The organism is Paenibacillus aceris (assembly GCF_017874035.1).
Lineage (GTDB): Bacteria > Bacillota > Bacilli > Paenibacillales > NBRC-103111 > Paenibacillus_E > Paenibacillus_E aceris.
The window spans coordinates 21,557-34,801 of the sequence record NZ_JAGGKV010000027.1 but is presented as its reverse complement, the minus strand read 5'-3'; the positions used below and the strand labels follow the sequence as shown (position 1 = coordinate 34,801).

Annotated in this window: 14 protein-coding genes; 5 read left to right on the top strand and 9 right to left on the bottom strand. The window is 45.6% G+C overall.

What is annotated here, in order from left to right:
• Window positions 1–42 precede the first annotated feature (42 nt).
• Both nagZ and J2Z65_RS30275 read right to left on the bottom strand, forming a co-directional pair.
• Window positions 43–1,332, bottom strand: a complete 1,290-nt coding sequence (nagZ, locus tag J2Z65_RS30280) for a beta-N-acetylhexosaminidase (RefSeq protein WP_167068036.1) — start codon at window positions 1,330–1,332, stop codon at window positions 43–45.
• Window positions 1,333–1,402: 70 nt separating this feature from the next.
• Complete coding sequence (locus tag J2Z65_RS30275; protein ID WP_167068033.1) at window positions 1,403–1,699, bottom strand: transposase; 297 nt, start codon at window positions 1,697–1,699, stop codon at window positions 1,403–1,405.
• 156 nt (window positions 1,700–1,855) lie between these two features.
• Between J2Z65_RS30275 and J2Z65_RS30270 the strand changes: the two genes are divergently transcribed.
• On the top strand, window positions 1,856–2,461 hold the full coding sequence (locus tag J2Z65_RS30270; RefSeq protein ID WP_167068030.1) for a protein kinase family protein: 606 nt from the start codon (window positions 1,856–1,858) through the stop codon (window positions 2,459–2,461).
• A gap of 25 nt (window positions 2,462–2,486) precedes the next feature.
• Here J2Z65_RS30270 and J2Z65_RS30265 read toward each other — a convergent pair whose 3' ends face one another.
• The 6 genes from J2Z65_RS30265 to J2Z65_RS30240 all read right to left on the bottom strand — a co-directional run bounded on the left by J2Z65_RS30265 (window position 2,487) and on the right by J2Z65_RS30240 (window position 8,752).
• Window positions 2,487–3,269, bottom strand: coding sequence for a HipA family kinase (locus J2Z65_RS30265; RefSeq protein WP_167068027.1), 783 nt, complete (start codon window positions 3,267–3,269; stop codon window positions 2,487–2,489).
• Complete coding sequence (locus tag J2Z65_RS30260) at window positions 3,259–5,196, bottom strand: hypothetical protein (RefSeq protein ID WP_167068024.1); 1,938 nt, start codon at window positions 5,194–5,196, stop codon at window positions 3,259–3,261. The genes J2Z65_RS30265 and J2Z65_RS30260 overlap by 11 nt, the downstream gene beginning before the upstream one ends.
• Entirely contained in the window at window positions 5,193–6,188 is a 996-nt protein-coding gene (locus J2Z65_RS30255) for an aminoglycoside phosphotransferase family protein (RefSeq protein ID WP_167068021.1), read from the bottom strand. The genes J2Z65_RS30260 and J2Z65_RS30255 overlap by 4 nt, the downstream gene beginning before the upstream one ends.
• On the bottom strand, window positions 6,181–7,341 hold the full coding sequence (locus J2Z65_RS30250) for a glycosyltransferase family 4 protein (RefSeq protein ID WP_167068018.1): 1,161 nt from the start codon (window positions 7,339–7,341) through the stop codon (window positions 6,181–6,183). The genes J2Z65_RS30255 and J2Z65_RS30250 overlap by 8 nt, the downstream gene beginning before the upstream one ends.
• A 12-nt stretch (window positions 7,342–7,353) precedes the next feature.
• Window positions 7,354–7,986, bottom strand: coding sequence for a hypothetical protein (locus tag J2Z65_RS30245; protein WP_167068015.1), 633 nt, complete (start codon window positions 7,984–7,986; stop codon window positions 7,354–7,356).
• A 244-nt stretch (window positions 7,987–8,230) separates the two neighbouring features.
• Window positions 8,231–8,752, bottom strand: coding sequence for a hypothetical protein (locus J2Z65_RS30240; protein ID WP_167068012.1), 522 nt, complete (start codon window positions 8,750–8,752; stop codon window positions 8,231–8,233).
• 267 nt (window positions 8,753–9,019) lie between these two features.
• On the opposite strand from J2Z65_RS30240, the gene J2Z65_RS30235 reads away from it, so the two are divergent.
• Window positions 9,020–9,244 carry a hypothetical protein gene (locus tag J2Z65_RS30235; protein ID WP_167068009.1) on the top strand — a complete coding sequence of 75 codons (225 nt, stop codon included), beginning with the start codon at window positions 9,020–9,022 and terminating at the stop codon, window positions 9,242–9,244.
• A 17-nt stretch (window positions 9,245–9,261) separates the two neighbouring features.
• The gene (locus tag J2Z65_RS30230; protein WP_167068006.1) at window positions 9,262–9,501 is read left to right on the top strand and encodes a hypothetical protein; all 240 of its coding nucleotides are present in this window, start codon (window positions 9,262–9,264) and stop codon (window positions 9,499–9,501) included.
• Between the two features lie 37 nt (window positions 9,502–9,538).
• On the opposite strand, the gene J2Z65_RS30225 is transcribed toward J2Z65_RS30230, so the two are convergent.
• Window positions 9,539–10,801 carry a glycosyltransferase family 2 protein gene (locus J2Z65_RS30225; protein ID WP_167068003.1) on the bottom strand — a complete coding sequence of 421 codons (1,263 nt, stop codon included), beginning with the start codon at window positions 10,799–10,801 and terminating at the stop codon, window positions 9,539–9,541.
• A 334-nt stretch (window positions 10,802–11,135) separates the two neighbouring features.
• On the opposite strand from J2Z65_RS30225, the gene asd reads away from it, so the two are divergent.
• Both asd and J2Z65_RS30215 read left to right on the top strand, forming a co-directional pair.
• Window positions 11,136–11,924 carry an archaetidylserine decarboxylase gene (gene asd, locus J2Z65_RS30220; protein ID WP_167068000.1) on the top strand — a complete coding sequence of 263 codons (789 nt, stop codon included), beginning with the start codon at window positions 11,136–11,138 and terminating at the stop codon, window positions 11,922–11,924.
• Window positions 11,925–11,952: 28 nt separating this feature from the next.
• Window positions 11,953–13,206, top strand: coding sequence for an MFS transporter (locus J2Z65_RS30215; RefSeq protein WP_167067997.1), 1,254 nt, complete (start codon window positions 11,953–11,955; stop codon window positions 13,204–13,206).
• The last annotated feature ends 39 nt before the right edge of the window (window positions 13,207–13,245 follow it).

Below are 13,245 nucleotides of genomic sequence, written 5' to 3'. Positions count from 1 at the left end.
CCTTTATCCCCCAGTCAGATGACCAGGAAAATAAAGGTTTTTTCATTTGTTCAGATATTTTTGCAAGAGGAGCTTTACATCTGCATTGATTTGCTTCGTGTCAGGCGTTTTCACAACGGTATCATTCAACTGGTATTTCTGTTTTAGCTTCATAACTTGAATGACACTTCGGTCGATCGTTTCTATGGGAATTCGCTTCTCTTCAACCGCTCGGCGAAGTGCTTGGGCGACCGCTGCCACCTTCTCGTAATCATGCCCGACCATCACGACATTCGATCCGGCAAGAACCGACTTCACCGCAGCTTCCCCAAGATCATACGCTTTAATAATGGCCCCCATCGTCATATCATCTGTCATGATTAGTCCCTGGAATCCCATCTCCTGCCGCAGCAAGTCTGTCATAATCTTCTTCGACATGGAGGCCGGGTTCTGGGCATCTACTTTAGGCAGAAGGATATGGGCAACCATAACGGCATCCGCTTGCTGCTTAAAGGCTTCTGCAAAGGGCAGTAGTTCCAGCTTGCGCAGTCTCGCCAGATCATTCTGCACAACAGGAAGCTGAACATGCGAATCCACGGACGTATCTCCATGTCCCGGAAAATGCTTAACGACAGGCATCACTTTCTGAGCCTGCAGCCCTTTCATCGTTTGAATGCCCAAGGAGCTGACAATTGACGCATTCGCGCCAAAGGATCGATCGCCGATGACAGGATTATTAGGGTTGCTGTTAATATCGAGCACAGGTGCGAAATCAACATTTAAGCCGTAGGCTTTCAGCTCTTTCCCGAGCAGACTGCCAACACCGTAGGCGAACTCCGTACTTTTCGTGTTTCCTATATCTTTACTCGGAGGTGTTTTGGTGATTTCATCCGGCAAACGCGTCACTTTTCCGCCTTCTTCATCGACTCCGAGCCAGAGAGGCAGCTTATTCCCTGCATTCTTTTGCTTCAATGCATTAACAAGTTTAATTAACTGCCCTGTATCCTTCACATTCGTTTTGTACAAAATCATACCGCCGATATGATAGGAATCAATGAGTTCACGGGTATGCTGGTTCATTTCATAGCCATCAATTCCGGCAAAAATCAGCTGCCCTATTTTCTCATCCACAGACATGCCTTGGAGAATAGACAGAACAGGATCAACTGTCGGTGTTGGTGTCGGTACAGCAGATGGACTAGCCGGCGAACTACTTACAGGCGCCCCCGTCTGAGTAGACGTAGGAACGATCGAAGGATTGGCCGTTGAGCGTTGGAAGCATCCCGTCAATACAGACATACAAAGACCTAAACCTAGGCTGTATTTCATAAACCTGTAGACGATTCTAGTCATACTCTCACCCTCTTTATGTATGATCATGTCTATTATTGGACGTCATACGCCAGTTTTTAGTTTAACTCGCTTATTCTTGTCTCAACTGCTTCACAGTCCAGAGCTGAAGCATATACAGGCCATAGCTTCCCAAATAGGCTCCGCTGAACAGAAACCAATTATTTTGGAAAACCCCATGTATATTTGTCATAAACACCGTCTCATCGCGCAAAATCTCATAAACCGCCAAGCTGCTAATGATCCCGAATATATAGGCGCACAGCACGGCCAGCAAATCATAAACAATTCTCCACGATCTGAACAACCAAGTTCCTAACAGCATAATCAATGGGATGATGCATATAAAAACCGCTATCAACACGCTCATTTGCACTGTTCACCTCATGCATAGCATTGACGATTTTCATACTGAAAATACTTTAAAGTAAAAGTATTTGCTAGTTATATACCGTTTCTAGTTCACTTTCTCTTTCATATGATATATAGAAGAAGTTGCTATTTCATAGGAACTGGAGACCAGGCTATGGACGATGAACTGATGAACAAAGTGAACCAGATACGCGTGTGGAAACCCGACATCAACATTAGTATAGATAATCCTGTTGGCTGGCGACTCATTGGACAGGGGAAGCAAGGGGCTGTTTTTCAAATTGATGAGAAGCGCTGCGTAAAAATTTACTATCAGAAAAAAAACTGCAAGCGCGAACTTCATGCCTTGAAGCTAGGCAATAAAGCGGGGATTTGTCCTTATCTTTATTTTTGGGGCAGCCAGTATATCGTCATGGAGTATTTGACCTCCCCTAGTTTATTTGATTATTTACAGGAGAACGGAATGTCCATGAAATTGGCTGAGAAGATCGTCATGCTTTTGGATACCTTTGCTGAAGTGGGATTCAATCGGTTCGATCATTCTGCAAGGCACATTTTTGTGATGCCGGGAGAAGATCTGAAAATCATCGATGTTGTCCATGTCATCAAATCAACGCCCGTTGTATTCCCATTGAAGCTGCTGTCGGACATGGGAGATTACGCAGCTGATTTCCTCACCTATGTGAGCAAAATTAGTCCTGATTGGTACGATATTTGGGTCAATCATGATGATTTTGAACTTTTAAGACTAAAGTTATGAGGCTATCCCTATAAAACAGGCTCTGCTATTCAGCAGAGCCTGTTTTTTTGATAAATTCTTCCACGATCGTCGGGAGTTCTCTCTGTGCTTTCAAAAGATAGGCATATAATGCTTCCCTATCCAATGCAGAGACTTCCCAATCTTCGGGAATAGAATCAAGAATGTTATAGATAACCGTATCGCTTACGGAGGCTGCCTTTTCCATATGGGGAATAAGCTCCTCCCTGCCCTTCAGGAGGGAAAACCCCCATTTATGAACACTTAATTCCAAATTCATCCTCACGTTTTGCAGTGTATCGGGGGTCCAATTTGAATTGGCAAAACAACGTCCATGATCAATCAGATACAACTTAAATGCATCTTCTCCACAGTCCTGCAACAGCACATTCTTTTCTTTGCGGTCTGTATTGCTAAGCCAAAGATCGAACACAAGCATCCCCGCCAGCGCTTCCCTGTTCATGATACGGGGGCCTTCCCTCCGTATGAAATCCGAAATAAGAAGCGAACAATTTTCTATATATAGACTGGCAAACTGCTGACCAGCTTGAAAGTGATATTTACTATGGAAAGATGACTCCCTGATGAACGAATCGGAAATAGGGACGATATAAAAGGGCGCAATTGGAACTCCCAGCAACTGCGCTAACCTTGCGGCTACATACTCATTGACCAAAACACGAGTGCCGGTAGGGTTATTCTTAAATTTCACGACATACTTCATGCCATCGTTGAACGCTATAAGCTGCGGTTTGGAGTATCCAAATGGCATGGGACCCAAATGCTGAACAGGAAACAAATTAGGCTTCATTTAAATTATCAACCCCTATCTGAAATACGGCTTCACCGGAAGTGAGGGTAAGTGCCTTGCAAACCCCATGCCCGAATATAGGTGAACGGGCCAAATGCCATTTTACTCTTTCTGACTCTATGCGTACCCAAACGAACAAGTTACCACAGCGATAGCCCTGTTTCTCCCCCTCTTTATAGGGGGCTAGTGAAGCACGTCCTTCCCTTAACAGCCGTAAATAGTCAGGGGATAATCCGATATCAAGGGATAATGGCAAGATGCTGGGAGGAATGTGTTCATATTTGACGAGCAAGCGCTGCTCATCTTTATTCAAAACAAATCGCTTCCTCAAACCATAGGCACGGCTGCCCAGCTCCCTGTTGACAATGACCAATTCCGCCGATGCTCCCTCTTCGTTTAAAGCAGCTTCAATTTCATAAATATCCTGTTCAAATCCGTTATCCGCAAGAGCTCCCGGGTGATTCATCGGTTTCTCCATGAAGCTGTTCAGTTCTTCGAGTAAGTTCCAATCATCGGATGGATTGCCTATGATCATGCAGCCGTCTTTCTCGCTAAATGAAAATGCGTACAGAATCCGCCCCCCGAACCTAGGACTAATGACGACAGCAAATCGATGATTACGCAATATGACCTCTTCATGCCCATCCTCGTCCAAATCGGCTACTGTCAGCTTGAGCCGTTCGGTGTCATCCGTTTCTTGCTGCCACTTGGCAGCCTCCAGCAAGATGTAGGCCGCACGGGCATGACTAGCCAGCGCACGTGCCCACGGAGCAGGCGAAGCATCCTTCCAAGATACTCCGGGATCATGCCAGCCTGTCTCATAGGAGCAGGCTAATAAGTGCTTGATCGAGAGATCATGCAGCGCAGAAGAGCCCCCCTCCCTCGCAGTAAAACGATTGACTTTGTCCCAAGCTCTATCGAACATCATCTGATAAGGACGCCAGAGATCGGAGCCTGCCCAGCCCGAATAGTCCTCTCCGGCACCGAACTGGCCGGCCAGTTCCATATATGTGCCTGGGCCAAGGGGCTTTATCGGCCATTTACGGGTTCGCCCGCGCAGCCAAGAGCCAAGCAGAATGGGCTCGACATCCCGCCTTCTTTTCAGCCATTTCATAAACCGTTCGTAATGCTCTAACGATTGAGGGTCCCACATGGGTGGAATGCCTGCGGCTTTCTCCATATCGTCTCCATATATGGCAATGACATCTTGGCCACTTTTCGCCATCGTCTTCCATAAATTAGCCATTAGAATATCCAGTTTAGCTTCATTATGCTCTGTCCGAAACGGTAAGCCCAATCTCATCTCGGTAGATAGCGGAAGCGCAAGAAGACCTTGGGTACCTTTAATCCTACTAGGCTTAAAAAGATCAGACTGATAAGAGGGGTGCTGGTCATAGGCGCTTCGCTCGGCATCTTGAAGAAACAGACGATCATCAGCCAATACATAGCTGAATCCCCTATTGCTGAGTGTGGAATCGGCGATGGTTTTGGCTAGCCGGCCGGTATTCCAGACCCGCTCCGGTATCCAGAATCCTTTTACTTCCGCAGGCTGGACACCTAACCATGCCTGATATAGTTTTAGCTCTTCCTCTATTTGATAACGGTTAAATGTATCGCTAAATAACGGCATAATATTTTGTGAATACGATGATCCAATCATTTCGACAAGTCCGGCATGCCACAGATCGGATATTTCTTCTAGAAACAGGGGTTCATACCATGCGCATGCTTCTATTAAAGTACCGCTAATATGAAGATGAAAGGGGATTTCATATCTGCTATGAAGCTCTAACACAGCTCTTAAGCCGGATGAACCGTCTTTGGGGCCAATCGTTTCTTCGATCCCTGGGCGATTCAAATATCCATTGGTGATCAAATACTGGTTCGCATGATGGACGATAGCTAGCGGAATACGAACGGGGGTCATTGAAATCCCTTACCCTGCAAAGAGAGTTCACATTCCAGAAGAAATGGCTCAATGATTTCAATTTTTTTGGTTTTGCAAACACAGATTTCATAATGCAAGCTTTCAAATAAGGATCGGGCACGGTAATACAAGATGCGTTTCAGGAAATCTTCATGCTCATCCTCAGGCACTTCGGTAAGATACGTTTGAATAAACGTCTTAACGCCTGATCGAAAATAGTGAAAATCCCCTTTTCTAAGAAATGCGTTCAATTGAATTTGACAGGCGTGATAAGCTACATCCCAGGCTGGGTCCCCTGTAAAATGGTGATCAAAATCTATCGCGGTCACAGCGCTATTGTCCCAAAACACATTTTTGATATGAAAATCCCCGTGCAGCATAGCTGGCTCTCCCACATAGGGTCGTGGCGGAAACTTTCGCATGCGTGCTGCAAACGATTGGATAGCAGTCTCTTGCTCCGGAGCCGAATTTATCATTTCTTGAATGAATCGCGAGATATCAGCTTCAGCTCTATTCCTAATAGGTAAAGGAGTGGGCAGAATCGGAACTTTATGCAAGAATGAAAGAAAGATTGCCGTATGGAAAGCTGCATGATGAACTCTATCCGTTTCGAAAATCCACTCCTGCACCGTCATCCCGGGTGCCTTAGACATAAGCATTAGATGAAAGGACGGAAGATAAGCGATCGGTCGAACAACTGTATAGGGACTATCTCCGTTCATCCCGTGCTGCCACAAGTGCTCAAGCAAGCGGTAACTTGCCATTCCCTTTTCCGGATCCGAGTATATTTTACCGATCATCGTTTCATGAGCTTCCTGACCAAGCGGATTATGGTAAATAACCGAATATTCTATAATCCATTTCTTCATTTTGGGCATGCAAGAAATCAAGTTCAATGAGATAACCCGCCGGCACTCATCACGAAATCCCGCTTCATAGGCTGCTATCAGTTCATTGTTTGGCAGCAAGGGAGGAACAGTGTCGTTATTCATCGTTAATTCTCCTCATTTGGTTGAATTGAGTAATGATCTCTGTATAGAGCACAAAGGTTTGAACAGCTACGGATTTCCATGAAAAATGCTTGACCTCCTCTGCTCCTTTCACGGCTAATGTTCTTTGCAGAGAACGATTGTCCAGTAAGGTGAGAATCCCTTGAGCCAGCTGTCCCGGGTTCCCGGGTTCAATCAGATACACATGCTTGACTATTTCACTGACGCCGGACGTTGTAGTGGTAATCGTAGGAATGCCCGAGGCCATGGCTTCCAATACCGTGATGCCGAACGGTTCCGAGATGGAGGGAAGCACGTAAACCCGAGCATGCTTGTAGCATTCAATCAGTTGTTCACCGGTGACTGCGCCAGTAAATGTGACGTGCTCATCTATTTTCCACATGCGTGCCTTTCTACGAAGGGAGGCCAACAGGTCGCCTTCTCCGGCAATCATAAAGCGCACATTTCTTTTGGCTAGAATCATACGCGCTGCTTTCAAGAAATCACCGGGCCCTTTCTGTCCGGTTACTCTCCCCAAGAAAAGAACGTGTCCGTCTGTTCTTGTATAATCCCTCGCTTTTAAATGTTCATAGGCGGAAGTATCAATTCCGTTGTAAATGACCGTAATAGCGTCTGGCAAAGCGCTGTAATTATCAATCAAGCTCGCTTTCGTTCTAGCGGATACCGCAATTGTATGATCCGTGGCATGCATGGCTTCTTGCTCAATGGCCATAATCCCTGGATGAGGAGACGAACCAGCGGCTCTATCGGATTCAGTGGAATGAACCGTCCATACGAGTGGAACCCTATAGCGATCATTCATGCCAAACGCCGCATAGACGCCCATCCAATCATGAGCATGTATCAAGTCAACCCCCTCTGGCTGAAAAACCTCTTTGAGTCTGTTCTTGAACTGATTAACGGTTTCCCAGATGACATGATCACTATTTAAATAAGCCGGTAGAAGCCGATCCATATCCACCCGATGCAAAACCATGCCTGCAGGAATATCAAAGTCCGTTTGACCATAAGAAGGCAGGTAAAAATCGATGTTTACACCCTGCTTAACCAATTCATGAACGATTGCATGGCAATGGACACCTAATCCACCTGAGAACTGCGGCGGATACTCCCAAGCAATCATAGCGATTTTCATTTTAAATACCTCCTATCGATTTAGATTCTTTGTATGTGACATAAACTTCGGGTGAGTTGTCCATTGCTCGTATAGAATTGGATCCAACTCCTTCATATACGTAAGAAATTCTTTGACACGCACACCCAAACCACCTAACAAATATTTGGCAGGGTGATCCGCAAGAGAGCCGGTATCGCGAATATTAACGGCTTTCAGCGTACCGTCCTGCATAACATAAATGTCTTCCGGCGAATGACCGCCACGAAACCCGATTCTACCCGACACTATGTGCAATTGCAGCAAGCTTGCTGCGAACTCCTTTGTAAGATCATTCCTCTGTAAATAGACGGAAGCTTTCGGAGCCAGCATCAAGGGCATAACCAAATATTTGGGGCCATACTCATACGGATCGGGTGTAATGCCATGAGGCGCCCCTAGTTTAAGCAAGCTATATTCCTTCTCCGCCTTGCCGGGTTTTGTGTATATGGCAAGGCTGCTCGTCCTATCGATTTGGAACACAGCCCTCTTTTTTTCTTTGGCTATTAAAGGAAGATCAGTAGGATTGTCAACCATCATTTTTTCACTAGGGTCGATTCTTACCACTTTCATCTGATTTATTTTTTTAATGAGACCCGCTTCCCTTAGCTTATTTAACTCGTTCATAATCCCCATCGCGCCTACCACTCTTCTCATACAAATATTTAAGATTATTTGTATAAATTATGAAAAATTAATAGTAATAGAAACGGCACTTTCCCAGAAAATAAAAAAAACCTCACGCATGAGGTTTTACATCCGATTTCCCTCTTTTTGATCCACTTTATAAAAGGATAAAAAAAAAGCCGTACGAATACGGCTCTTGATGCTTCAAAACCTATTAAATTGTTATTCAATATTTATTTATTATTTATTTTTTCTTGCTATCTTTTTTACTGCTGTTTGCAGCTTCTTGTTGGGCATTCGCATATTGCTGTTGTTGTTCGTTGTTTTTGTTCACGTAGCTGATGTTGCGAATATGAAACGGCATAACGCGAACAATTTCACTGCCTACAGTCAATGTAACGAGGATATCTGTCACATCCGTTAATACGCCCTCAAGTTTTTCCGGGCCTCCACGGTTGATTTGTATCCAGCGAAATTTCATGTCTTTCACAACAGCAATGAAGTCTACACCATCAATGATCGGTGGCAATAAAGGTTCCGGCAGATCTGGATCGATAACTACAACCGAAGTGTCAGCAATCGTGCGTGTGTCTACACTAATGCTTTTGATATGTTCGGTTTTATAATAAACGTTTCCAGTATCCTTAATATAGACAACAATGTAATCGTCTTTTACGACGAGCAATTTGCCCATTCTCGACTCCGGTCCCCCCCTATCTACACGAACATCTTTCCCAACCAGCAATTCCAGCGTTGCTTTGTCCATCGATATCCCTTCCCTCTTCCGGTAGTTATTTACTTGCACTAGAAGTATATGAGCCTTACATCTATTGTGATTGGGATAGGTATCTATTTGTCCATATTTTTCCACTATAACCCAAGGCAAGCCGGTTTTCAGTGAGTTAAATCAAAAAATAAAAAGAAAGTAGAGGAATGGATATAGGACATGTACCGTGTCAGCCCCCAAATATACATCATATGGTAAAAAGGTATACTTCAGTAAATGAATAACGAGCTTAAGGAGGTAAGAGCTGTGGGGAAATCGGAACATTTAAGACAGGAAATTAACCTTCTAAGAGTAACCAAACCTATGAGCTATCTACTAAAAGAATTAATGCTGCAGTCAGTGACTGTTCAAACCAGTGCTGGACTCGTTTCAGGAGAACTCATGATTGTTGGCAGTGATTTTATTCTCGTCAAAGAAGTTAGTGGCGAAGGCGTCATGATTCCTATGACGAGTATTGAAGTTATTTATTAAGAAAGGAGTGTTCGAGAATGCCGCATCCTCATCCGCCACACCATCACGAAGAGCCTCATTGGACCTTTGAATCCTTCCTAAATGGCCTTATTGGCAGAGATATCGAGATTTACTTTATGAGCCAATTTTACACAGGTCAATTAGAAAGCGTACATGAAGGCTATTTTACAATAAGCGCGATTTCTGCCTACTATCTCCCAACTCAAACAATTACTGTTTTTAGCCGCAGTGTTGAGTATTTACGCATAATGAACTAATAGCTTGGTAGAGGAGACCTATAGGGTTTCCTCTTTTTTATTGCTTCTCAATCCACTCCCTCCAATTGGAAAATTGAGCATAATTCTGATGGGTGATGCTAGATCTACGCAACCTCCGATGATACAACGGCCTGGGAATATGGCTGAATGGAAAACCCTTCGAGAGGCGTGTGATCATTTCAAAATCTTCATATAAGCGCCCTTGTGAAGGATCTTTCTGGGACCATCCGCCAATTTGCTTCAAGGCATCAACGCGGTATAACCTTGGAGCAAGTGGCAGTCCCATTGCCAGAAATTGTTGTTTGTCAAATACGCGGGGCATGTTTCGCACGCCACTAAAAATCAGTTGATGCGTTCCCCGTTCGTACCACTCATAATAATTACCATATAAAAGCGCAGTATCGCTTGATGTCATTGATACATGTGTTATCAATAATTCAAGACAATCCGGTGTCAACCAATCGTCCGCGTCAAGCTCCAGCAGCCACCCGCTGCGTATTTGATGCAAAGCTTGATTTAAACATCCTGCCTTGCCTTGATTACTCTCGTTTTCAATGAAACGAATACGTGAATCTTTCTCAAGGGAGCGCAGTACTTCCCGCGTATGATCTGTCGAACCATCGTCAACAATTAGCAGTTCCCAATTAGCATTACTTTGGGCACATACACTGCGAATCGCCCATGGCAAGTAGATCGCATTATTGTACGTACTGATGACGACAGAAATTAGCGGATCAATTGTATCGTGCCGGACTAGCGATTTGCAACGCAAGATAGGCTCAGCAAGTGTCCATTCTTCATCGCTTCGCTTCCAGCTGGGAGGCTTGCTCGCACAAGGTATCCACTTCTCAGAATACATGTGCTGCCATTCCCACGTACCGCTTAATTGAATCCATTTCTCATACATAACATAGGACTCGAAGGGCAGCCGATCTTTCCCGGAAAAACAATCTGTCCCTCCTTGTTTCACAGCGGCCGTTCGCCAGACTGCCGGAGCTTTCCCCCTTTGTGCCGGGGAATTGCTTTCCTTGGGGATGGGATGAATAAACAGACCCGCGCAATTGTCGGGAACACGCAGGAGCTGTTCGTTCAGCTCATCAAAGAAAGTCGCATCAAACCGATCACCTGCATGAATCGTCATAAAAAAAGCGTCATGATAGGCAGAAAGCTCTTTATTCAATTGCTTGCCGGTATCCTCTGTAAGGAATATGACAGGCCACTCAGGGACAGCAGATGCTAGCCCCGCTTGGGTTATCCTAGCATTCATTCGAGAGGCTGCATCCAATACGAAGACGAGCATAGCCCTCCTCCTCCATTACGTTCCAATCTATTTAAACATTCTATGCGCTTATCATGGGTTTGTTCTTCTAATAGGCTGCATTACTCCTGCAAACATGGGATCAGACGCCTAGTTCGCATATTCCACCTCAAACAGCCTTCATACTGTTTTTTAAAGCTCCTACCTTTTCTTTCCTTCTCCATTCGACAATTGATTCTTTTACCTTTCTGTGGCAAGATTAGCGAAGAACCAATCATAGGGATCTTTGATCTTGATCAAAGTCTCTCCGCATTGAAGGGAATCTTTGATCATTAATCAAAAGTCTGCCTAACCACGAATGAACAGGAGTCAATCTATGTCAAAACCGTTTTTCAAATTGCTAACCGAGCTCTCCTCACGCAAATGGGTATCCCAAGTGACAGGAGCTTTTGCCAGGTCCAAAGCAAGCAAGATGTTCATTCCTCGTTTTGCCCAAACCTACGGTATACGAATTGAAGATGCTGAGAAGCATGTAAAGGATTACAAGTCTTTGAATGATTTCTTTACCCGCCGTTTAAAACCGGGATTACGCCCGATTCACGAAGATCAAACGCGCGTCGTAAGTCCGGTTGATGCCATGATTACCGGGATCGGCGACATTAAAGAAGGCTTGATCGTCAATGTCAAAGGTCAAGACTACACGATTGAGGAGCTGCTTAACCGCTCGCCCCGTACGATCAATTACAAAAATGGCTTTTATTTCGTGCTGTATTTAAGCCCAACGGACTATCACCGCATCCATTCGCCGATAACAGGGGACATCCTTGAGAAAGAGCATGTGCTAGGCAAAGTGTATCCCGTGAATGAATTCGGCCTTCGCCACATGAAGCGAGTACTGAGCCGAAATGAGCGATTAATCACATTCATCCAGCATAATACGGGAGAAGTTGCCGTTGTGAAAGTTGGGGCGCTGAATGTAAGCTCGATTCAATACGTTAAGCCGCTTCCCAAAACGTTAGAGCGCGGTCAGGAGCTGGCCTACTTCGAATTCGGCTCAACTGTTGTGCTTCTATTTGAAGATGATATGTTCGAACCTCGTCCAGATTTAAAACTTGGTTCCAAAGTGAAAATGGGAGAAGACCTCGGCCGTTTCCTAGACAAATAAGGATACGCGATCACGAGAGGAGGGCCTCATGGCTGCTATAACAACACCGTCTTCCGGCTCCAAAAGCTTACAGGGCACCGGAGATATAAAACCAACTGTGTATCGAATTTTATTTGCAATTGGCCTGGTCCATTTGCTGAACGACTCGATTCAATCTGTTATTCCTGCGATCTTTCCGATCCTGAAAAGCGAGATGGGTTTAAGCTATACCCAGGTTGGATGGGTACAGTTTGCCATCAACTTCACGGCTTCCATCATGCAGCCCGTTGTCGGGATCTATACGGATCGCAAACCTTCCCCCTACATGCTGCCGATCGGCATGGCTTCCACCCTCGTGGGGATGCTGCTGTTAGCCTTCGCACATTCGTATTGGGTCGTCTTGTTGTCCGTTTGCTTTGTCGGGCTGGGCTCGGCCGCTTTCCATCCGGAAGGTTCTCGGGTGTCGCATATGGCTGCCGGGGGACGCAAGGGTCTTGCGCAATCGATCTTCCAGGTCGGCGGTAACTTCGGCCAGTCCTTGGCGCCGGTCATGACCAAATGGATTTTCATCCCGCTTGGACTCTTCGGGTCCATCTGGTTCACGGGCGTAGCCGCTGTCGCGATTGCCGTACAGCTATTTATTGCCCGCTGGTACAAATCCATGCTGGTCACAGCTCCGGTCAAAGCCAAATCCGTCGTGAAACGAGCCGTCAATCCCGCTCACCGCAAACGCGTCATGTTCGCCATTTACGTATTGATCTTTCTTGTATTCATCCGTTCTTGGTACGGCGCTGCAATGAGCGGCTACTTCGCTTTCTTCCTGCACGACACCTACGGCATGTCAATCAACCGTGCGCAGGATTTCATCTTCTTGTTCCTCGCGGCAGGCGCGGTGGGAACTTTCTTTGGCGGGCCGCTCGCAGACCGTTTCGGCAAGCGCAACGTCATTTTCTTTTCCATGCTCGGGTCAGCACCGTTCGCTTTGCTGCTGCCGCACGTCGGCATGACTTGGTCTTATATTTTACTCGTCGTCATCGGCGTGATCTTGTTATCCAGCTTCTCCGTCACCGTTGTCTATGCTCAAATGCTGTTCCCTGGAAAAGTAGGGACCGTATCCGGACTTATTACCGGGTTGGCCTTCGGGCTCGGCGGTATCGGCAGTGTAGTGCTTGGAAATCTGTGCGACATTTTCGGAACGACACGTGTGATGGAATTATGCGCGTTCTTGCCGCTTCTCGGCATTCTAACCTTCCTGCTTCCGACTGATCGCAAGCTAAGAGAATGGACAGAAGAACAAATATAATGAAAAAACCTTGCTCAGCAGGCTAAACAGCTGCTTGAG